Here is a 20,230-nt window from a genome sequence, read left to right as displayed (position 1 = left end):
CCGAGCCGGGCGCGCAACTGTTGAGATTGTCTGTCAATCTGTCAAGCAGGAGAATTTGCAGTCGACAGTAGGTCGCACCCCGGAATAGGATTGCGCACGGCAATTCGAGGAAATCGCTCTGCGTGGAGGCACTCGGCTCAAACGACGATTCCGGGTGCGCTGAAACTATCAAAAAATGAAAGGTTGATCATGAGCAAGACCGAGCTGTTCGAAAAGGGTCTCAAAGTCCGCAAGGAAGTGCTTGGCGAGGACTACGTCAACAAGTCGATTGCCGGCGCCGACGAGTTCACCCGCACCATGGCGGAATGGTCGACCGAATTCTGCTGGGGCGCGTGCTGGACGCGGCCAGGCCTCGACAAGAAGACGCGCAGCATGCTCAATCTGGCGATGCTGAGCGCGCTCGGCAAGACACATGAGTTGAAGCTGCACGTCAGGGGCGCCCTGACCAATGGCGTCACCGTCGACGAGATCAAGGAAATCCTGCTTCAGGTCGCAGTCTATTGCGGCGTCCCGGCCGGCATGGATTCCTTCCGCAACGCGCGCGAAGCCATCAAGGAAGTGCAGGGCAAGTAATTGCCGATCAGTAACTAGACGACGTTACCGGCCGCAGGCGACTGCGGCCGGATTGCATTCCCAGGGACTGGCACTGCGCCCTTTTTTTCGCGAACGGATCTTCGTGCCGGCCCATCCCTCCACGACCCGCGCCACCGACGTAAAATCGCTGTCGGCCCCGAACGTCGCGTTGGTCACCGCCATGAGTTGCCGCACCGCCGCGCCGACCACCATCGGCACGCCCATCCCCTCGGCCTCGTCGACGCAGAGGCGCACGTCCTTGTAGGAAAGGCCGGTGGCAAAGCCGAAGTCGAAGGTGCCGGTGAGGACGGCTTTCGGGAATTTGTCGCGCAGCGCGACGTTGCCGCCACTGGACGCCATGATGGTGTCGATCATGATCTGCGGATCGAGGCCGGCCTTGGCGCCCATCGCCATCGCTTCCGAGGAGATCGCAAGCGCCGCGACCGCGATGATGTTGTTGGCGAGCTTGAGTGTTTGCCCCATGCCCGGCTTGTCGCCGCACACGAACACCTTGCCGAAGACGCTCAGTACGGGACGCAGCGTCTCGACGGCATTTTGCTCGCCGGAAACCATGACGGCGAGGGTGCCTTTCTCCGCGCCGTTGGTGCCGCCGCTGACGGGGGCATCGATTAGCGAGATACGCCCGGCTTTATCCAGTTCGGCGGCAATCTGGGTCGCCATGCGCGGGCCGGTGGTCGAGAGGTCGACCAGCTTGGTGGTGCGGTTGGAATCGGCGATACCGGCCGGGCCGAACACGACATTGCGGACGACGTCGGGTGTCGGCAGGCTCATCAACACGGTCTCGGACGCTGCCGCCACCTCGGCGGCGCTGGACGCCCGCCGTGCGCCGCGCGCCACGATTTTCGCCATCGCGGCCTCATCGCGGTCGAACACGGTAAGGCTGTAGCCTGCGTCGAGCAGCCGTATGGCCATGCGGCTGCCCATCTGGCCAAGTCCGATAAATCCCAGTTCCATCTGCCGGCGTTCCTTCCTGGATCTCGTTGTTGCTTTTTTGGAAGTGCGCCTGCCGCCGTCATCAGACGAGAAACGCCACTCCCTATCCTCCGTTAATATTGACAGACAATCTGACGGCGTCAACGCGTTGATGATGTCCGGGTTGAAAACGCTGTTCTCAACCGCGCTTTCCCTGTTAAATGCGCCGGGGAATCTTGAAAAAAGCCGCTGCGGATCAGGCATTTGTCGCTGGACGATGCGTCGCCGGCCGCTAATTCGGCACTGAGGAAACGACATGAGCACGACAGATCAGCCACAGGTCTTTGAAACGGCTGCGATCGAAGACACCAGCCTCGCCGCGTTTTACCGCGATATGGATACGGCCGAACGCCGGACCTTCTGGGCTTGCGCCGCAGGCTGGGCGCTCGACGGCATGGACTTCATGATCTATCCGCTTGTGATCGGAACCATCATCGCGATCTGGAAGGTCGATGCCGGCTATGCCGGCCTTGCCGGCACGGTCACGCTGCTGTCCTCGGCGGTGGGCGGCTGGCTCGGCGGCTATATTGCGGACCGCATTGGCCGGGTCAGGACGCTGCAATTCACCATTCTCTGGTTCTCGTTCTTCTCGCTGGTTTGCGCGGTCGTCCAGAATTTCGACCAGCTCCTGATTGCGCGCGCCGTGCTCGGCCTGGGCTTCGGCGGCGAGTGGGCGGCGGGTGCCGTTTTGATGGGCGAAGCGATCCGCCCGCAATACCGGGGACGTGCGGTCGGCTCGGTGCAGTCGGGCTGGGCGGTCGGCTGGGGCCTTGCGGTGCTCGCGCAGGCCATCCTGTTTTCCGCCTTTCCGGCCGAGACCGCCTGGCGCTGGATGTTTGTGATCGGTGCGCTGCCGGCGCTGCTCGTCTTTTATCTGCGCCGTTACGTGAAGGAACCGGAGATCGCCGCGGCGGCGCGCCAGTCGCGGTCCGGACAGCAGCCGTCGATCCTGGAAATCTTCTCGGGCCCGATTCTGAAGACGACGGTGCTGGCATCGCTCGCGGCGACCGGATGTCAGGGCGGCTATTACGCGGTCACGTTCTGGGTGCCGCGCTTCCTCACCACCGAGAGAAAGCTCTCGATCGTCTCGTCCACCGGCTATCTCTCGGCGCTGATCATCGGCTCGTTCGCCGGCTATCTCGTCGGCGCCTGGCTTGCCGACCGGATCGGACGGCGCAATCTCTTTCTGACCTTTTCGCTGGGCGCGATCGCGGTCGTGTTGCTCTACACGCAACTGACGCTGCCCAACAACGCGCTATGGGTGCTTGGTTTCCCGCTCGGCTTTTTTGCCTCGGGATATTTCTCCGGCATGGGCGCCTTCCTCACCGAACTATACCCGACGCGGTTGCGCGGCTCCGGTCAGGGCTTTTGCTACAATTTCGGCCGTGGAATCGGCGCGCTGTTTCCGTTCTTGGTCGGTGCGCTGTCGAACTCGACCTCTCTCGCCAATGCCATCGCGATCTTTGCGGTCGCGGCCTACGCGGTGTTCTTCATAGCCGCCTACGCCTTGCCGGAAACGCGCGGGCGCGTGCTGCACGCCGAGGCCTGAGCCGGCACGAGGACTCCAGCGCTAACTGCCGCTCCATTTTAGAGGGTCCTCCGTTTTAGAGCGTCCTCTGGGCGCGCTCGCGGGAACCGGCGCACCTATCCTATTCACATGTCAAAGAGCCAGGCACAGCAAAGCGCAGTCTCGCGACGCGATGGCGCCCGAGGTTTGAACGAAAACCCTCTCGACAAGAGGGCGCAGGGAAGGCCGGATGCCCAAGCGCACCCGCAGCCTCGCGTGCGAAATAAAAAAGCACACGAGTAAGTCACCACAGGTTCGCCGGAAACGCCCGGCCTTCCCTGCGCAATGGTTTTAACGGTTTCCTTCGTGCTCTCCCTGGTGAACCGGGCTTGTTGTCACCATCCCCGGTGCGATTGCTAAGCAATCGTCACCGAGTTAGCGCCAGCGTCGGGGCGCCAGGACCACACGACTTCGCCGGTCGCTTCGACCGCTCGCGTCTTGCGCCGTCAACGCGTCCATCGCATCCCGCACCCAACGTTCGTGACGATCGCGATACGCTCCCGTATGCCCGACGACGGTGACCTTGTGCGTGAATCGATAAATCTGATGTCCGCTTCTCTAATCGGCCGTTAGGGGTCAAGCACTTTCAGACTATCCATGTTTGCGGTGTTGGTGTCGCCCACGGGCTCGTGCTTCTCTTCGGAATCGGCACCAAGGCCCTTCCAGTATGGGATTCGAAGACGAGGCGGAACAATCTTTGGGGCGGCCTTGCCGTCTTACAGACAGTGGGTCCAAGCGGACATACGAACTCACCTCATCCATCGTCCCGTGAGGGACATCATTCCACCGCTCGGTGGAACTCGAGTGTCCTCCTATCGCGTTTAATCCTGCTAGTCCTCACGCCGCTGTAACTTCCCGGCTCCATCGGAACTCGGTACCGTCAACCCAGATGCGGTGCATGATCACCGCCAACCGGCGCGCCAGCGCCACGATCGCCTTCTTCATCCCGCGGTGCCTGGCGATCTTCATGGCCCAGGCCTTGAGCCAGGACCACTTTGCCAAACGCACCAGCATGATATGAGCCGCTTCGTAGAGCATTGCCCGCATCATCTCGTCACCGCACCTTGATATGGCGCCGGGTCGGTCAATCTCGCCAGATTGATACCTGGAAGGCGTGAGCCCAAACACCGCCCCGACCGCCTTGGAGTTTCGGAAGCGGGCGGGCACGTCGACAGTTGCGCGATAGGTCAGTGCCACAACGGGACCAACACCCGGGATGGTCATCAGGCGCCGACACACATCATCATTCCGAACGATAGCCAGCAAGTGACGATGAAGAATGCCGATCTGCTCACGAAGCGTCCGCCGGACAATCAGCAGCGGTTCGACTAACTCAGCAAGATCCGGGAAGCTTTCGACAAGCTCCTTGATGCGCGCCTCGAACTTCATCGTTCCTACCACGCCCACCTTGAGGCCGAAGTTGCGCAAAGTACCTCGCAGGTCGTTATCGATGGCGATGGCCTTGGACTGCAGCAGTTTGCGATGGGTCAACAGCATTCGCAGTTTCTGACTGCGTAGCGTCTTCACATGCACCGGGCGATAAAGCCCCGCCCGCATCATCTGGGCCATACCGCGCGCATCGTTGCGATCCGTCTTGTTGATCTGCGCCTTCAGAACCGCCCGCATGTGCCGCGTCTCGACACAGATGACAGGCAAGCCTGCTTCGGCAAGCGCACCGAAAAGCCATTGCGACAGCGGCCCAGCCTCCAATCCGATCCGCTTGAAACGGTAGGCCGGGTTCCCCAGAACCCGCAGCAGAGCGTCTGGCTCGCTTGCTACCCTTAATTCCTTCGCGATCCTGCCCGTGTCATCCACAATGCAGACACTTGTCTCCTTGACCGATACGTCCAATCCAGCAAAATGGTCCATGCTGCGCTTCTCCTTCTGATGCTTGAGGCCGTTACCACGGACCTCGTTTCACCATCAGCCTGAAGCGCAGCACCCAAAATCTTCAGCTATCCACAAGCTGGGCCGGCCGATAACCCCATCTTAGGTGCGTACAACGGACTTAAGTCGGTCATCACTCCATGTCCGAAAGGTGCCAATGGAAGACACTACACGCTTGGAATGTTATGAAAGAGACCGCCAACTGAGGCGGCCTTGCCGGAGGGAGAGATGAAAGCAATCCTTCGCTACCGAATGACAGAAAGCCTTCGCTGGCGATCGGTGTTGGTTCTGGCTCTCACCTGTTTCGGCTTGGGTGTCGCGAGCTCCCTGGTTTGGGTGTACGTCCTCTATAGTAGAGAGCTAGCCGACCGCGATCTAAGCGTGATTGCCATCCTGATCTTGATGTTGGCCGTGACTGGGGCGTCTCTTCTGATGGCTCGGTTCGCCAAAAAGCGAATTAGGACACTGCCGGATTCAATTTAGGACACCGAGGGTCAAACACGGAGAAAAGCGGCTCAGTTGGAAGCCCTGACAATATTGTCCAGACAATCCTTTAGCTCGGCGCGCTTTCTTTGATCCAGCTTAGGATCATTCAGCCTTAGACTTCGATCATTTGCGAATTCTCGCAGCTTGACGTACGCCTCGTTGAGTGCAGTCTCCAGCGCGCCGTCAGCTTCGAATGCCAAATCGTCTAATTCTTGGTGTGTGACATCAGCACCGCCCAAGACGGACATTATGATCCCGACGACGTCCTTTACGTCTCGATTCATTGCGATAGACCTTCCGCTATCACCACCGATCCAACAGACGTAAGGACGCAGGGCATAACTTGCCAATGTCAGGTTGGGTCATTCGCGCCGTTTTGACCGCGCGCCAGCTACTTCCGGCCTACCCCGATCAACGGACATCTCAGACCGATCCGGTTGGTCCGCTTCGTGCTAATAACGGAAGTGGTCTGAAGGCTGGTAGAAGCTCGGCATCTTTCTATTGAACGACGAACAACCGCCATTCGCCAGGTACGCCCTTGAGGTTGTACGCGCCACGATCGACGAACTGAAGTCCCGAGCCCGCGACCAGATCTTTGGTCGTGCTCGATACCATCACCTCGTCCGCTCCTGCGATCGCGGCGACGCGCGCCGCGATATGCACCGCGATTCCGCCAACGTTGCCGCCAATCAGCTCACACTCGCCGGTATGCAGTCCAGTGCGGACCTGTAGACCCAGCGGCTGTATCTTTTCGCGCACCGACCGGGCGCAACGCATGGCGCGCGCCGGGCCGTCGAAGGTGGCAAGCAAACCGTCGCCTGTGGTGTTCACCTCGTGGCCGCGGAATGCAGTCAATTCTTTTCGCAACACGGCGTAGTAGTTGCTGAGCACCTCGTTCCATCGCGCGTCACCCAGTTCGACGGCGCGTTCGGTAGATCGAACAATATCGGTGAACATGATGGTGGCGAGCACCCGGTCAGGTTCGAGAAGCCGGTGTGTGCCAGTTATGAACTCCTCGATCTCGTCTGCAATGAGATCTTGTGTCTCCTGATCGAGCACCAGGTGATCAGTGCCGGGTATCTCGACGTACTTGGCACCGGGGATGTGCTCGGCCAGGTAGCGGCCCATGTTCACCGGCACGAGCTTATCACCGGCTCGATGCAGTATCAGCGTTGGGGCTTGGATCGTCGGTAGCAGGTGACGGACGTCTATCTCGTAAATCGCCTCCATTAAGGCGCGAACTGAACCAGGACTCGCTGCTGCACGTTCAATTCTAGCAAACCATTGAAGGAAGACGGGGTCATCGCGCCGGCTCGGCGCGTTCAGGCGCACCAAGATGCCTTCTCCCCAGTGCGCAATTAGTCGGGCCAGGAACTCATCCAACGCCTCGCGGGTCAGCATCCAAGGTTCGCTCTTCATCGACGCAAAAGTGCCAAACAGCACCAAGGCGGTGACTCGCGCCGGATAGGTGGCAGCAAACATCAGGCACATCGGGCCGCCTTCCGACCAGCCATAGATCGTCGCGCTCTCAGAGCCTGCCGCGTCCATCACCGCGCGCACGTCATCGACCCGTTCTTCCAACGACTGCTCGGCGACCTGGTCCGAAAGCCCCTGGCCGCGCTTGTCAAAGGTGATTACCCGGGCGAAAATAGTGAGTCTCTTGAGCAGATGTTCATAGCTCGGCATCTCCCATAGCAGTTCGACGTGCGAGATGGTGCCTGGGACCAGCACAATGTCTCGGGGACCATCACCAAAAACACGGTAGGCGATGTAAGCATCGCCAATGCGGGCATATTTGATCGGGCCTTCCACGGTCATCCCTTTGGCAGCGGAGTCATGCTTGCCGTCCGCCGGAAGCAGTGTAGTCCCAAACCCGACATACAGAAGGCGCTGGGGCGGCCCTAAGGTGCATCTTTTGGTGGTTGCTGACGTCCGCTGGGGTTCAAAAGCGGAATTGGTTCGAGCCGAACGGTATATCGGCTCTGGCCTTGAGAGCGGACGTGGCCAACCAGATCGGCCGCGTCAACCTCGTCCCAACGCGCGCTCTGGTGCGTCCTGTCGCCACCGGACCGCTTAGTGTCCACCTCCGGCGGCAGCGCCGCCCTTCGGCTTGCCCGTGAGCACAATGGCGATTCCGGCAATCACCAGCACCGCGCCGACCACGGCGAAGGCATCGCTGAAACCCATCACCAGCGCCTGCTGCTTGACGAGGTTGCCGAGCGCGATGATCGCCTGCTGATGCGCGGTTGCCGGATCGCTGACGCCATGCGCCAGGAAGAAGTTGGTCATCTGTTCGATCCGGGCGCGGACTTCCTCGCGGCCGAGATGGACGGCCTGGCCGATGATGTTGGAATGAAACTGTTCGCGCTTGGTGACGATGGTGGACAGTAGCGCCGTGCCGACGGCGCCGCCGAGGTTACGCATCATGTTGGAGATGCCAGAGGCTGCGGCCGCGTCCTGCGGCGCCACGCTGCCGAGCGAGATCGCGCTTAACGGCGCCAGCGTCAGTGCCTGGCCGACGGCGCGAATGACATTCGGAATGAACAGTTGATCGCCGGAATAATCGAGCGACATCGTCGTGTTCATGAAGGCAGAGAGCGCAAACAACCCCATGCCGGTAAAGGCGATCAGGCGAACGTCGAAGCGCTGCATCAGCTTCGGCACGAGTGGAATGAGCAGGAGCTGCGGCAGGCCGGTCCAGGCCAGCACCGTTCCGATCTGCTCGGCGTTGTAGTGCTGCACCTGGCCGAGATAGGCCGGCAGCAGGTAGACCGAGCCGAACAAAGCGAAGCCGAGGAACACGGCGGAAACGGTGCCGAGGCCAAAGCTGCGCTGGGTCAGAAGCCGCAAACGTAAGAGCGGCTTTTCGACCAGAAGCTCGTTGGCGATGAACAGCGAAAGGCTGACGACGGCAATAACGGCGAGCTTGACGATGAAGGGCGAGCCGAACCAGTCGTCCTTGTTGCCTTCTTCCAGCACGGCCTGCAACGAGGCCAGACCGATCGCCATGGTGGCAATGCCGAACCAGTCGCCTTCGGACAGAAGGCCGAGCTGCATCGGTTGCCGTTCGATCGTGAAATAGAGCGTCGTGACCATCACGATGGTGGGGATCACATTGACGAAGAAGATGGTCTGCCAGCCGTAATTCTCGGTGAGATAGCCGCCGATGGTCGGGCCGATCGCGGGCGCAAAAGTCACCGCAAGCGAGAACATCGCCAAGCCAATCGGCTGCTGCGCCTTCGGCAGCTTGGTGAAGACCAGCGTGAACGCCATCGGAATCAGCACGCCGCCGAAAAAGCCCTGAAAGCCGCGCATCGCGATCATCGAGGGCAAGTCATGGGTGAAGGCACAGGCGACGGAGAACGCGGCGAACAATGCCGCAAACGGCAGAATGATGTTGCGGTAGGAGAACACGCGGCTGAGGTAGTCGGTCAGCGGGATCACCACGATCTCGCCGATCAGGTAGGATGTCGAGATCCACGAACCGTTATCGACGCCGGTGCCGATGCCGCCTTCGATGTTGAGCAGCGACGCGTTGGTGATCTGGATATTCAGGATCGCCATGAACGCGCCGATCATGGCGGCCATCACGGCTATCCAGACCGTGGCGCTGGCGCGCTCCGGCGCTGCCGGCGTCACGTTAGCTGGCGTGACGCGACGAGGGGTTGCGGATGAGGTCGAGAGGGCAAGGTCTGACATGGCATCACCTTTGGTCTCTTTTTTGGCTTCATCGCTCACTTCTGCGACGCGAGCAGCGCGACGCTGGAGTGTGAGGTAGAATGTGAGGCCGGCTGCGGCGCGCTCGCGGTTGCCGGCTGCTGCTTCTGCGTCTGGATGGTCGGGATCACCGACATGCCCGGGCGAAGTTCAACGCTCGATGCATCCAATGCGATCTTGACCGGGATGCGTTGCACCACCTTGGTGAAGTTGCCGGTCGCGTTATCCGGCGGCAGTAGCGCGAACTCCTGGCCGGAGGCCGGCGCGAGACTGTCGACGTGACCGTGCACCGGCCGACCGGGGAACATGTCGACGTCGATGTCGACCGCCTGGCCGGCCTGCACGTTGGTGAGCTGGGTCTCCTTGAAGTTCGCTATCACATAGGCGCCGCTGGTTGGCACCAGCGACATCAACTGCGTTCCAGCCTGCACGTACTGGCCGGCGCGGAGCGTACGGTTTCCGGCCACGCCGTCGATCGGCGCAATGATCGTGGTGTAGGAGAGATTGAGTTCGGCCTGGTTCTGCAACGCATTGGCGCGCGATGCCGTGGCAACCGCTTGCGCGATCTCGGCCTTGAGCAACTCGACCTGCTTCAGCGCCGAGGCAAGGTTGGCCTTGTCACGTTCGATCGCGGCGAGCGCGCCGGCATTGCGCGATTGCGCATTCTGCGCATTCTGCACGCTGCCATAGCCGGTGGCGGCGAGGTCGGTATAGCGCTTGTTCTCCTGCATGGTGAAGGTCGCCGACGCCGTGTCGACGTCCAGCGTCGCCTTGGCGGCGTCGATGATCGCCTGTTGCACGTCGAGCTGCGCGCGCTTGCTGGCGATGGCGGCTTCGGCGGCAGCGACGTCGGCCTTGGCCTGGTCGAGCGCAACCTTGAAGTCGCGGTCGTCGATCCGCGCCAGCACCTGGCCGGCCTTGACGCGCTCGTTGTCGCCAACCAGCACTTCATGAAGATAGCCGGATACCTTCGGCGCGACGGTGGTGTTGTCGGCCTTTACATAAGCGTCATCGGTCGAAACCAGGAAACGGCCGACCGTCCAGTAGTCGAAGCCGTACCAGGATGCGCCGGCCAGCACCGCGACAGCGGCCCCAGTCAGCAAAAGCTTGCGGAATCCGCCGTTCCGGGCGGACTTGGGGGCGGGTTGTGCGATTTCCGTCGCCGGAGCGGGCGAGGGAACCAGCTTTTGTGCAGTATCGGCCGGAACGGCCTGTTCGGCTTCGAAATCAGTGGTATGGCGGGTCATGGCGGTCCTCTTTTTGGCTTAACCCCTTGCCGTCAAAGCGGAGTTCTATTTTCGCCTCGGTAAGGTCAATTAGGAAACTTGACGTTTTCCAAAATACAGCGCATATTAGGACTGTCAATAGAATGACAGTCATCATTTAAAAGCATGGCTCGTCCCGCCGATCTGAAGTCCCTGCACCACAAGCGGCGAGTTCGATCAGGGACTTCAGATCGATAAGCGGTACGAAAATTGATATGTTTGCGAGTGCCCATGACTTTCCGAAGTTCGTGAAGTGGGTGCTGCAATGGAGAACGAACTTCGGAAAGTGGGCGCTCGCGATGACCACGACGAAGACCGAAACAGAACAGGAAGACTGTGCCGAAGTGCGGCGTGGCCGCGGGCGGCCGCAGGCGCGATGCGACGAGGACACGCGTGCGCTTATCTTTGAAGCGGCGCGGCACGAATTTGCCGGCAATGGCTACGCGGCGACCAGCATGGACAGCGTGGCGCGCCGCGCCGGCGTCTCCACCAAGACGCTATATCGCTTGATACCGAACAAGGCGGCGCTGTTCGAAGGGATGATCACCGACCGCATCGATACCTTCGCTTCGGTGGTGCGTTTTCGGGCGTGCGACGGCAGCAATATCGAGAAGGCGTTGCGCGAGGCGCTGATCGTTTGCGGCGAACTGGTCCTGGACGGCGATGTGATCTCGCTCCAGCGCATGATCATCGGCGAAAGCGAAAAATTTCCTGAAATCGCGGAGACCTTCTATCACAAGGCGATCCGGCGGACCGAGCAAACGCTCGCCAATTGGCTGCGTGCGCAGAGCGAACGCGGCTTGGTCAAGATCGAGGATGCGGAAACTTCGGCCGGCATCCTGCTCGGCATGCTGGTATTCCAGCCGCAGCGGGCGGTGCTGTTCGGTCATGCGCCGCCTCCCACGCGCGAACAGCTGGAGCAGCGAGCGCAAGCCGTCGCGGCGGTGTTCCTGCGCGGCTGCGCCGTTTAGGAAAAACGTTCAGATCGCGACGCCCGCAGCGGCCAGTTGCTGGCGCTTCAGTTCGCTCAAACCGTTCCGCCACTGTTCTTCGGCTCCGGGCTCGGGCAGGACGCGTCCGAATTCGATCATCTGTTCCGGCGGAATGTCCTGCACGTAGACCCAGATGTCTTCAGCGCCGACGCCGGCAATTTCCTGCACTTTTGATGCGAACTGGCGGATCAGGCCACTCTTTGCCGCTGGCTTTCGACCCGCTCGGATCAGGCCATGAACGTAGATGTGTGGCGTCGCGTTGAGTTTCCCGCCGATGTAGTGCCGCCGTTCCGGCAGCGCGGCGAACAGCACCTGCGCGAAAAAGCCGGGAGCGCCCGTATTCTGGTGATGAGCCTCGGTGATACCAGCTGCGATCTCGCTCTCCTGGGCTGCCGTCAGTGAGACATTCGCAGATGTCACGGTATAGGTGGGCATCGTTTCCTCCGTCGTTTGATCTTGTTCGTTATGTCGGTTGCCCCTTGAGCGTTGCAGGGACGGGCGGCGTTTCGGCGGCACGGACGAGACGCCAGGTCAGGAGCGTCGACAACAGCATGAACACGCCGCCGGCGACAAACAGCCACTGGTATCCGCTGGCGAAGCTCGCCGCGGCGAGGGTGTGAACCGCAGCCACGTCATGACCGGGCAGGGTTGTGCCGGCCAACTGGCCCGCGGTGATGTCCTGCACCAGCTTCAGGGCATCCGAAGTGTTTGCATCGGGGAGGGCGCGTCGAACCGAATCCGCGACCCCACTGTAAAGCACGGCGCCGAAGGCTGCGATGCCGATCACGAGCCCTGAGAACCGCACGGTCCCCGAGACGCCGGACGCCATGCCGGAGCGTTCTTTCGGAATCACGGTCATCCCGACCTTGGTCGTCTCGCCATTGAGGAAGCCGGCGCCGGTGCCGGTAAGCAGCATGCCGCCGATCATGGAGGCGTAAGAGAGTTCGCGCACCACGGCCGCAAACCAGAACAGGCCGAAACAGACGAGAAAGAGGCCGATCGTCAACAGCGCGCGCCCGGACAAACGATAGGCAAGGTGGGCCGACACAATGCGCGGGACGATGAAGAGCGGGATCACCATCGGCAACATCATCAGCCCCGCGACGGCTGAGGGGTTCCCGAGCCCGTTCTGCAAGAAGATCGGAATGAAGGTGAGCATGGTCAGCATGCCGGCCGAGAAGGAGAGCTGCGCCAGATTGGCGCCGAGATAGGTAGGCTTGCGGAAATACGACAGGTCAAGCATCGGCCGCGCCTGCTGGCGCTCGGCGATGATGAAGAGGCCAAACAGGACGAGCGCCCCGAGGAGCTCTGCGACAATCCAGCGATCGGTCCAGCCGCGATGGTTGCCTTCGATCAAGGCGAGCGTCGTCAGGAACAGCGCGCCGGAAAAACTGGCCACGCCCGGCAGATCCAGCCGCACAGCGCCGGGATCTCTTGAGGTTTGAATCACTTTCACGATGAGGGCGATCAGGGCGATGCCGATCGGCAGATTGACGTAGAAGGCCCACTCCCAGCCAAAAGCTTGTGTGATCAGGCCGCCGACCACGGGACCGCTCGTGATGCCGATGCCGACGACCGAACCCCAGAACGCGAACGCCCGGGCGCGCGCTTCGCCCTGGAAGGCGTGCGACAGTGTCGCCAGCGCCGAGCTGAGTTGCATCGCGGCGCCCGCGCCTTGCAGCGCGCGTGCCGCGATCAGCACGGGAAGATCTGGCGCCGCGCCGCACAGGAGCGATGCAAAGGTGAATATCGATAGCCCGATGATCAATAACCGTTTGCGTCCAAAGCGGTCGGCGAGCGCGCCCGCCGGCATCAGAAACGAGGCAAAGCTCAGCATGTAGGCGGTGATCACCCACTCAATACCGGCGAAGCTCGCATTCAACGAATGCCCGATCGCCGGCAACGAGACCGAAACGATATTGGCGTCGAGCTGAAGCATGAACGACGGCGCCGACGTGCAGATCAGCACCAGAAGTGCCTGACGTTTTTCCGACGCTGTCGTTCCGGTTTCCGAGGCGGTAAATCCGGCCGGAGGCATGGAGCCGTGCATGGTATCCCCACGTCAGGTCGCGTATTGCGCCACGCCGTTGCCGAACGACCAGTTCTCTTTCTTCACCTCGACGAGATTGATGAAGACATCTTCGAGCCTGAGACCGACCGCGGCGTGGAGGCCCTCGGCGATCGCCTTGTAGAGCGCCTTCTTCTGCTCGACCGTCCGCCCCTCGTTCCAGGTGATCTGGATGATCACGAGATCATCGCTCCGGTGGATCCCGAGGTATTCGGCGTCGAACAGGAAGTCGTCGGCATCGTGCTCGTGCATGACCTGAAAGCGATCCTTGAGCGGTACGCCGGCCCCGATCATCGCTTCATAGACGACACGGCCGATTTCGCGCCGATAGGCGGCGTCCTTGCCTTTGCGGAGGTCGATGCGGGCGAGGGGCATGGTAGTCTCCTTTGATGTCAGCATATGCTTGCATCAAGCCAAGCATCTGCATATGCTGATATCAGGAGTCAAGGGGCCGGACTGGAGAGAACTCATGGCCGACAGGAAAGTGAACGCGGGCAAGGAGAGCCGGTGCAATTGCACGGCCTTGCGCAAGGCGACGCGCCGCGTCTCGCAGCTTTACGACACGGCGCTGGCGCCAAGCGGTCTCAAGACGACGCAGCGCGCGATTTTGGCGCAGCTCGGCCGCTCGGAGCCGGCGACGGTAGGCCAGCTTGCTGCCGCGCTCGTGATGGATGCCGGCGCGCTCGCGCATACGCTCAAGCCACTGGAGCGGGATGGCCTGGTCGTCGTTGCCGTCGATCCCGACGACCGGCGTAACCGCCTGATCTGCTTGACGCGTCACGGCCGCGCCAAGCTTGCCGAGACGGATGCGCTATGGGCAAAGGCACAGGCCGGTTTTGAAGCCGGCTTCGGGCGCGTCAAATCGGACTCGTTGCGGGAAGCGTTGCAATTTCTGGTTTCCAACCGGTTCGTGTCGGCTTTCGAGAAGACGCTCGAAAAGGCAAAGGCCTGATCAGGCTTCCAGCATTCCACGGATCTTGTTGCTGAGCATGGCCATGGCAAAGGGCTTGGCGAGGACCGCCATGCCCGCTTCGAGATGACCGTTCTTGATCGCGGTGGTGACCAGCTTTTCGGCGCCCGGACCGGGCTTTTCGCCCAGTCATATTCTTTCATCAGAGCGGTCATCTTCCCGCCGCCGGTCAGAAACGAAACATCGGCTGGTGGAGAATGGGGGGACGTAAGGGAAAATGCTCTTTGGAACTCCATTGCCAGGACGCAGAAACGGTGTCCCGGTTCCACTTGGCGGAACAACCAGGCCGAGGGTCGCGCGATTGGAATGGCGGGTCCCCGGATAGTGGGGATCATCTGAAATTCTTAAGTTATTTCATAGTTCTTCCGATATGAAGTTGACGTTTAGATTTTGACTGTTGGCTAATTTTTCTACTAAACGATGCAATCAAAAAAAGTACTCGCGAGGGGCATTTCGCGAAGTTTCCGATGATCGGGATACGCATCACATGGGCTCACTAAGACTTCTGGCGGACGATTTGACAGGCGCGCTCGATACGTCAGCCGAATTCGTCGGCCAATTCGACCCGCTCGAAGTGTGCTGGCCCTCGTCGATGGCGCCGGACCGCTCGAGTTTTGCGATCGATAGCGCTACGCGTGAGCTACCGACGGAACAGGCATTCGCCATTGTGCGAGGATTGGCGCCACGGCTGGCTGACGCCACCATCGCCTACAAGAAGATCGACAGCGTGCTTCGCGGCTCCTGGGTCGCCGAGCTCGATGCCTGCATGCGCACCGGCGCCTGGGAGGCCTGCATCCTCGCGCCGGCTTTCGTTCACCAGGGCCGGCGCACCGTCGAGGGTCAACACTTTGTGCGGGGCGCCGACGGCAGATGGAGCGCCGTCGGCAAGAAGATCGTCGAGCAGCTCGCCGAACGAAAGCTCGAAGCCAGACGAGCCAATCCTTTTGCAGCGCTTCAGCCCGGGATCAACGTGTTCGACGCCGAAACTGACGACGATCTGGAACGGGTTGTCGAGGCCGGAGAAAAATACCCAGGCAAGGTGCTGTGGTGCGGAAGCGGCGGCCTTGCGAATGCGCTGGCGCGCGGCAAGGGCGTCTGGGTGCCGGACCGGCTGAAAGGGCCGGTGCTCGGCATCTTCGGCTCGGACCATCGCACGACCTCGCTCCAGCTCGCGGCATGCGAATCTGTCGTGATACGAAGCACCGACGTCGCCGGGGATATCGATCGGATCAGGCAGGCGCTGGCCAAAGGCGTTGCCCTCGTGGAACTGAAGGCGCCGACCAACGCTTCGCGCACCGAAGTGGCCGAACGTTTTTCGCGCGAAATCGCCGCGTTGAGCCGGTTGGTCGATCCTCCCGGAAGCCTGATCGTGGCCGGCGGCGAAACGCTGCGAGCGCAGACGATCGCGGTCGGTGTGCGCGCGCTTCGCGTGTTGGGTCGGCTCGAGCCCGGCATCCCCAAATCGGTCATGCAGGGCGGGGCTTGGTCCGGTGTCGAGGTGATCTCGAAATCCGGGGCTTTCGGCGCCGCCGATGTCTGGGCAAAACTCCTGAGACAGAACAGCCTGCTATAAGGTAGTGGAGCGGATTTGACATTCGCTACCCACCCAGTCCAAAGCTCGTAAGCGAATGTCAAATCCAAAGCTCCACTACAACTTGATATTTGCTAGTGGTCCTTTGATTCTAACATTCGCAAAGTGCCTGCCGAGAAGGAATGCGAATGTTAGAATCGGACCACTAGTGGAGCGGATTTGACATTCGCTAGCCATCCAGCCCAAAGACATCAGCTGGACAGGCCGTGACCTTGGGACGAGAAAAATAATGAGCAAACGACATCTGGCGATCACGATGGGTGATCCGGCCGGCATTGGCCCGGAGATCATCGTCAAGTCCTGCGTGCGCTTGCGCGACCGCCTGTCCAGCGGTGACCTCAAGCTTCTGATCATCGGCAGCCGGCGTGCGTTCGACCAAGCGAGCCGTCAGCTCGCTGCCGGTCTCGACGTGCCGGCCGTCAAAGCTGACGATGCCGCGTGGCCGAATTTGAGTTTTTTGCAGGCCGATGCCGAGAGCGACCAGATTGCACCAGGCGTGTTGTCCGCGGATGGCGGACGGTTTGCGTACAAGGCCGTCGAACACGGAGTTCGGCTTTCGCTCTCAGGACGGGTAGGGGGCATTGTCACCGCGCCGCTCAACAAGGAAGCGCTCAACAAGGCCGGTTATCACTATCCCGGCCATACCGAGATGCTCGCCGAGCTCACCGGCGTTCGCGGCTCGGTGATGCTGCTTGCCCATGGCAACATGCGCGTCAGCCACGTCTCGACTCATGTGGCGCTTGCCGACGTTCCGTCGCGGTTGACGCCGCAGCGCCTGCGGCTCGTCATCGACCTCACGCACAAGGCGCTGCTGGGTCTTGGCATCGCGCGGCCGAAAATCGCGGTGGCGGCGCTCAATCCGCACGGCGGCGAGGGCGGGTTGTTCGGCCGCCAGGACATCGACGTCTCCCAACCCACGATCGAAAAGGCGATTGCGGACGGACTAGATGTCATCGGTCCGGTTCCCGGCGACACCGTGTTCGTCAAACTGCGCGCCGGCCAGTACGACGCGGTGGTGGCGATGTATCACGACCAGGGGCACATCCCGGTCAAGCTGCTCGGCTTCGAGGTCGATCCGAAGACAGGCAAGTGGCAGGAGCTTTCCGGCGTCAACATCACGCTCGGCCTGCCGATCATCCGCACCTCCGTCGATCACGGCACCGCCTTCGACATTGCCGGCAAGGGCATTGCCAACGAACGCAGCATGATCGAGGCGATCGAATATGCCGAGCGGCTCGCGGGCTAGGCCCGAACGGGCGGGCTGCTATTGCGCGATCGGTGAGTGATACTTTTTCAACGCGGTCTCGATCAGCCTGTTGTCGTAGGTCAGGCTGAAATCGATCTTGGCCTGTTTGAGTGCGGGATCTAGCACGGCGATGGAATCCAGCACGTTCTTGGCGGCTTCTTGCGTCACTAGCCCGTCCCACTGGAAGGCGGACAGGTTTTTCTCGAGCGACAGGCGATAAAGCGCCTCGTCGCTCTTGTAGTAAGCGGGTGGCAGCGACTTCATGATATCGTCGATGGACGCGGTCTTCAGCCACTGCATCGCGTGGACGACCGCATTGGTGATCGCCTGCACCGTGTTGGGATTGGCTTTCAGGAAATCGTTCTTCACCATTAGGCAGTCGGCAAGGTAGCCGCCGCCGAAGGCCTCCAGCGTGCCTTGCTCGGTTCGGCTGTCGGTGAGGACCACCGCATCGCCGCCTTCGAGGAGCGCATTGATCGCCGGATCGAGGTTCACCAGCGCATCGAGTTCGCCGCCGGTCTTCATCGCGGCGACCGCGCTTGGACCCGTGCCGATCGAAATGTAGCTTGCATCCTTCCAGGATACGCCGGCGCGTTCCATCAATCCCGCCACGAAGTTTTGCGTCGAGGAGCCGGGCGCGGAGATGCCGATCTTCTTGCCCTTGAGATCGGCCACCGTCTTGATCTTGTCGGCAGCCGACTTTCGTACCACCAGCACATTGCCGGGATAACGGCCGTAGGGCACCAGGCAAGTCATATTGACGCCCTTGGTCTGCATGCGCAGCGTGTGCTCGTAGGCGCCTTCCGCGACGTCGGCGCTGCCGCCGACGATGCTTTGCAGGGCCGCCGTTCCCGACGCGAAGGCATTGGATTCGATGGTGAGGCCTTCCTGCTCGAAATATTTGCGGTTGAGCGCGACGAAATAGGCGACCTTGTTCATCTGGCTGATCGAGCCGCCGACGGCGATGGTGAGACTGGTTTTTTCCAGCGCCGGATTATCCGCAGCCGTCGCGCCGTTCGCGGCCAGCACCGCAAGGCCGACAGCCGAAATCGCCAAAACATGCTTCATCGTTTCCTCCGTCGCCTTTCGGCGCGATTTTTTTGATTTTCAACTCAAAGCGGTTCGTTCTTCAAAATGTCCTGCAACACGTTGCGGGGTACGCGGATGTCGAGGCCGGCGCGTTCTTCCTGGATCAGCATCGCGGCGCGCGAGTCGCGTTTGCCCCAGCCCTTGTTAAGGGCTTCCGTCATTTCGGCGAGCGTCATGTTGGCAAAGCGCATCGGCACGCCGATTTCGCGGCCGAGCGCGGTCGCGAGCGTGACGTCCTTGTGCGCGAGCTCGAGCGCGAAAGCGGGATTGTCGAATTCATGCGGCAGGAACTGATCGGTCATGCGGTCGACCGCGCGCTGCCGGCCGAGCGAGCCCTGACGAATGGCGCCAAACAGCGCGACAGGATCGACGCCGGCCTTGACCCCCATCGTGAAGGCTTCCGCCAGCACCATCTGGATGCCGTAATTGGCGCAGTTGTGAACCAGCTTGGCGACCGAGGCGTTGCCGCTGGCGCCGAGGTATCGCACCTGGTCGCCGAGCAGATCGAGGGTCGCCTTGCAGGCGTCGTAGGTTGCCTGCTCACCGCTCACCCAGATCGCGAGTTTTCTGGAAGCGGCCCCTTTCGGCCCGCCGCTGACGGGAGCATCGAGCATTGAGACACCAGTCCTGGCGAGATCGGTCGAGAGTTCGCGCACCAGCGCCGGCGAATTGGTGGAGCAATCGATGTAGGCCGTTCCGGTCTTGAAGCCGGCGCGCAGGCCGTCTTCGCCAGCCATGATCGCTTCGACCTCGGGCGGGCCGGGGAGAACGGTGAATACGAGCTCTGAGTTCGCCGCGAGGTTCTTCGGCGTTTCAGCCCAGATCGCGCCTTTCGCGATCGCCGCATTCGCCGACTCGCGACGTCTCGTCAGGACATAAAGCGTATGGCCGGCGTCCAGCAGGTGACCGGCCATCGGTCCGCCCATCGCGCCCAGTCCAGCAAAGCCGATCTTCATCGTTCACTCCTTAAACGGTCACTCGCTTGGCGGATCGTCAAGCCGCACCACAATGCCCTCAAGCTCCGGGCGCGGCGTCTTGTATCGCTTCATCACCAGCGGATCGTGGCCGGGAATGATGTGCTGAGGCGAGGGCGCCGCCGCGCGCAACTTGTCGAAACCTTCCAGCATCTGGCCGATATGGAAGGCCGTGACATAAGGCTTTTCGGCCTCCATGTTCTCGTAGAAGTGTGTGACGTCGGAAGCGAGAACCACCCAGCCGCGCTTGGTATGTACCCGCACGAACTGCAACCCTGCGGAATGGCCCGGCGCGGAGTGGATCGTGATGCCCGGCGACAACTCCGCCGAACCTTCGTAGAAGTTGACGCGGCCGGCATAGTTGGCGCGGACGATGCCGACGACGTCGTCGACCTCGTAGGAGTGCCGCAACTTCTTGTATTTCATGTAGCGGCCGACCGCGTAATACAGCTCGGTTTCCTGCAAGTGAAAATTCGCGGCTGGAAGCTTTTCGAAGCTGCCGACGTGATCGTAGTGCAGGTGGGTGAGGATGACGTCGGCAACTTTCGCCGGATCGAGACCGATGAGTTTCAGCGATTCTATCGGGCAGCGCAGATAGTCGCGCTTGCGCCTGGCGGCGACTTCAGCGGTGAAACCGGTATCGATCACATAGCTTCGGTCGGGGCCGATCGCCGCCCACACATAATAATCGAGTGGCATTGGGCCATCGTGCGGATCGCCGCCGATGAAATTGTCGGACCGCATCGAGGCGCGGGTGGCGTAGCGGATGGCATAGACTTCATAATTGGGCAGGACGGACATGAGATACTCGT

Annotated in this window: 17 protein-coding genes; 6 read left to right on the top strand and 11 right to left on the bottom strand. The window is 61.2% G+C overall.

Features of this window, described 5'->3' with window-relative positions:
• Window positions 1-189: 189 nt before the first annotated feature.
• Complete coding sequence (locus BUA38_RS03340) at window positions 190-573, top strand: carboxymuconolactone decarboxylase family protein (RefSeq protein WP_072825792.1); 384 nt, start codon at window positions 190-192, stop codon at window positions 571-573.
• 24 nt (window positions 574-597) lie between these two features.
• Here the strand turns inward: BUA38_RS03340 and BUA38_RS03335 are convergent, their stop codons facing one another.
• A complete protein-coding gene (locus BUA38_RS03335; protein WP_172805971.1) occupies window positions 598-1,770 on the bottom strand; it encodes an NAD(P)-dependent oxidoreductase in 1,173 nt (390 codons plus the stop codon).
• A 52-nt stretch (window positions 1,771-1,822) separates the two neighbouring features.
• On the opposite strand from BUA38_RS03335, the gene BUA38_RS03330 reads away from it, so the two are divergent.
• On the top strand, window positions 1,823-3,115 hold the full coding sequence (locus BUA38_RS03330; RefSeq protein ID WP_072816694.1) for an MFS transporter: 1,293 nt from the start codon (window positions 1,823-1,825) through the stop codon (window positions 3,113-3,115).
• An 855-nt stretch (window positions 3,116-3,970) separates the two neighbouring features.
• On the opposite strand, the gene BUA38_RS03325 is transcribed toward BUA38_RS03330, so the two are convergent.
• The 4 genes from BUA38_RS03325 to BUA38_RS03300 form a co-directional block, all read right to left on the bottom strand.
• The gene (locus tag BUA38_RS03325; RefSeq protein ID WP_072816693.1) at window positions 3,971-5,002 is read right to left on the bottom strand and encodes an IS110 family transposase; all 1,032 of its coding nucleotides are present in this window, start codon (window positions 5,000-5,002) and stop codon (window positions 3,971-3,973) included.
• A gap of 1,002 nt (window positions 5,003-6,004) precedes the next feature.
• On the bottom strand, window positions 6,005-7,324 hold the full coding sequence (locus BUA38_RS03310; protein ID WP_072816690.1) for an adenylate/guanylate cyclase domain-containing protein: 1,320 nt from the start codon (window positions 7,322-7,324) through the stop codon (window positions 6,005-6,007).
• A 255-nt stretch (window positions 7,325-7,579) separates the two neighbouring features.
• Window positions 7,580-9,205, bottom strand: a complete 1,626-nt coding sequence (locus BUA38_RS03305; protein WP_072825791.1) for a DHA2 family efflux MFS transporter permease subunit — start codon at window positions 9,203-9,205, stop codon at window positions 7,580-7,582.
• A 35-nt stretch (window positions 9,206-9,240) separates the two neighbouring features.
• Window positions 9,241-10,470 carry an HlyD family secretion protein gene (locus BUA38_RS03300; protein WP_072816689.1) on the bottom strand — a complete coding sequence of 410 codons (1,230 nt, stop codon included), beginning with the start codon at window positions 10,468-10,470 and terminating at the stop codon, window positions 9,241-9,243.
• A 233-nt stretch (window positions 10,471-10,703) separates the two neighbouring features.
• On the opposite strand from BUA38_RS03300, the gene BUA38_RS03295 reads away from it, so the two are divergent.
• Entirely contained in the window at window positions 10,704-11,459 is a 756-nt protein-coding gene (locus BUA38_RS03295) for a TetR/AcrR family transcriptional regulator (protein WP_244553181.1), read from the top strand.
• A gap of 9 nt (window positions 11,460-11,468) precedes the next feature.
• Here BUA38_RS03295 and BUA38_RS03290 read toward each other — a convergent pair whose 3' ends face one another.
• From BUA38_RS03290 to BUA38_RS03280, 3 genes are read right to left on the bottom strand one after another with little or no spacing between them, the layout of a single operon-like run.
• Window positions 11,469-11,915, bottom strand: a complete 447-nt coding sequence (locus BUA38_RS03290) for a tautomerase family protein (RefSeq protein WP_072816688.1) — start codon at window positions 11,913-11,915, stop codon at window positions 11,469-11,471.
• Window positions 11,916-11,943: 28 nt separating this feature from the next.
• Window positions 11,944-13,530, bottom strand: coding sequence for an MFS transporter (locus BUA38_RS03285; protein WP_197685904.1), 1,587 nt, complete (start codon window positions 13,528-13,530; stop codon window positions 11,944-11,946).
• Window positions 13,531-13,542: 12 nt separating this feature from the next.
• Complete coding sequence (locus BUA38_RS03280; RefSeq protein ID WP_072816686.1) at window positions 13,543-13,923, bottom strand: tautomerase family protein; 381 nt, start codon at window positions 13,921-13,923, stop codon at window positions 13,543-13,545.
• Window positions 13,924-14,017: 94 nt separating this feature from the next.
• Between BUA38_RS03280 and BUA38_RS03275 the strand changes: the two genes are divergently transcribed.
• From BUA38_RS03275 to pdxA, 3 genes are all read left to right on the top strand, one after another.
• Window positions 14,018-14,500, top strand: coding sequence for a MarR family winged helix-turn-helix transcriptional regulator (locus BUA38_RS03275; RefSeq protein WP_072816685.1), 483 nt, complete (start codon window positions 14,018-14,020; stop codon window positions 14,498-14,500).
• Window positions 14,501-15,005: 505 nt separating this feature from the next.
• Entirely contained in the window at window positions 15,006-16,091 is a 1,086-nt protein-coding gene (locus BUA38_RS03270) for a four-carbon acid sugar kinase family protein (RefSeq protein WP_072816684.1), read from the top strand.
• A 247-nt stretch (window positions 16,092-16,338) separates the two neighbouring features.
• Window positions 16,339-17,355, top strand: coding sequence for a 4-hydroxythreonine-4-phosphate dehydrogenase PdxA (gene pdxA / locus BUA38_RS03265; RefSeq protein WP_072816683.1), 1,017 nt, complete (start codon window positions 16,339-16,341; stop codon window positions 17,353-17,355).
• A gap of 18 nt (window positions 17,356-17,373) precedes the next feature.
• On the opposite strand, the gene BUA38_RS03260 is transcribed toward pdxA, so the two are convergent.
• The 3 genes from BUA38_RS03260 to BUA38_RS03250 are packed head-to-tail and all read right to left on the bottom strand — an operon-like array spanning window position 17,374 to window position 20,219.
• Window positions 17,374-18,423, bottom strand: a complete 1,050-nt coding sequence (locus BUA38_RS03260) for an ABC transporter substrate-binding protein (RefSeq protein ID WP_072816682.1) — start codon at window positions 18,421-18,423, stop codon at window positions 17,374-17,376.
• A gap of 44 nt (window positions 18,424-18,467) precedes the next feature.
• Entirely contained in the window at window positions 18,468-19,400 is a 933-nt protein-coding gene (locus tag BUA38_RS03255; RefSeq protein ID WP_072816681.1) for an NAD(P)-dependent oxidoreductase, read from the bottom strand.
• A gap of 18 nt (window positions 19,401-19,418) precedes the next feature.
• Entirely contained in the window at window positions 19,419-20,219 is an 801-nt protein-coding gene (locus BUA38_RS03250; RefSeq protein WP_072816680.1) for an N-acyl homoserine lactonase family protein, read from the bottom strand.
• Window positions 20,220-20,230 lie beyond the last annotated feature (11 nt).

Source organism: Bradyrhizobium erythrophlei, assembly GCF_900142985.1.
Taxonomy (GTDB): Bacteria; Pseudomonadota; Alphaproteobacteria; order Rhizobiales; family Xanthobacteraceae; genus Bradyrhizobium; species Bradyrhizobium erythrophlei_B.
The sequence above is the reverse complement of the archived record's forward strand: the minus strand, read 5'-3'. Positions and strand labels throughout refer to the sequence as shown.

Coding starts and splice junctions, on each gene's coding strand:
- BUA38_RS03340 (WP_072825792.1), top strand. CDS start 190: ATGAGCAAGACCGAGCTGTTCGAAAAGGGTCTCAAAGTCCGCAAGGAA.
- BUA38_RS03335 (WP_172805971.1), bottom strand. CDS start 1,770: ATGCCTGATCCGCAGCGGCTTTTTTCAAGATTCCCCGGCGCATTTAAC.
- BUA38_RS03330 (WP_072816694.1), top strand. CDS start 1,823: ATGAGCACGACAGATCAGCCACAGGTCTTTGAAACGGCTGCGATCGAA.
- BUA38_RS03325 (WP_072816693.1), bottom strand. CDS start 5,002: ATGGACCATTTTGCTGGATTGGACGTATCGGTCAAGGAGACAAGTGTC.
- BUA38_RS03310 (WP_072816690.1), bottom strand. CDS start 7,324: ATGACCGTGGAAGGCCCGATCAAATATGCCCGCATTGGCGATGCTTAC.
- BUA38_RS03305 (WP_072825791.1), bottom strand. CDS start 9,205: ATGTCAGACCTTGCCCTCTCGACCTCATCCGCAACCCCTCGTCGCGTC.
- BUA38_RS03300 (WP_072816689.1), bottom strand. CDS start 10,470: ATGACCCGCCATACCACTGATTTCGAAGCCGAACAGGCCGTTCCGGCC.
- BUA38_RS03295 (WP_244553181.1), top strand. CDS start 10,704: ATGTTTGCGAGTGCCCATGACTTTCCGAAGTTCGTGAAGTGGGTGCTG.
- BUA38_RS03290 (WP_072816688.1), bottom strand. CDS start 11,915: ATGCCCACCTATACCGTGACATCTGCGAATGTCTCACTGACGGCAGCC.
- BUA38_RS03285 (WP_197685904.1), bottom strand. CDS start 13,530: ATGCACGGCTCCATGCCTCCGGCCGGATTTACCGCCTCGGAAACCGGA.
- BUA38_RS03280 (WP_072816686.1), bottom strand. CDS start 13,923: ATGCCCCTCGCCCGCATCGACCTCCGCAAAGGCAAGGACGCCGCCTAT.
- BUA38_RS03275 (WP_072816685.1), top strand. CDS start 14,018: ATGGCCGACAGGAAAGTGAACGCGGGCAAGGAGAGCCGGTGCAATTGC.
- BUA38_RS03270 (WP_072816684.1), top strand. CDS start 15,006: ATGGGCTCACTAAGACTTCTGGCGGACGATTTGACAGGCGCGCTCGAT.
- pdxA (WP_072816683.1), top strand. CDS start 16,339: ATGAGCAAACGACATCTGGCGATCACGATGGGTGATCCGGCCGGCATT.
- BUA38_RS03260 (WP_072816682.1), bottom strand. CDS start 18,423: ATGAAGCATGTTTTGGCGATTTCGGCTGTCGGCCTTGCGGTGCTGGCC.
- BUA38_RS03255 (WP_072816681.1), bottom strand. CDS start 19,400: ATGAAGATCGGCTTTGCTGGACTGGGCGCGATGGGCGGACCGATGGCC.
- BUA38_RS03250 (WP_072816680.1), bottom strand. CDS start 20,219: ATGTCCGTCCTGCCCAATTATGAAGTCTATGCCATCCGCTACGCCACC.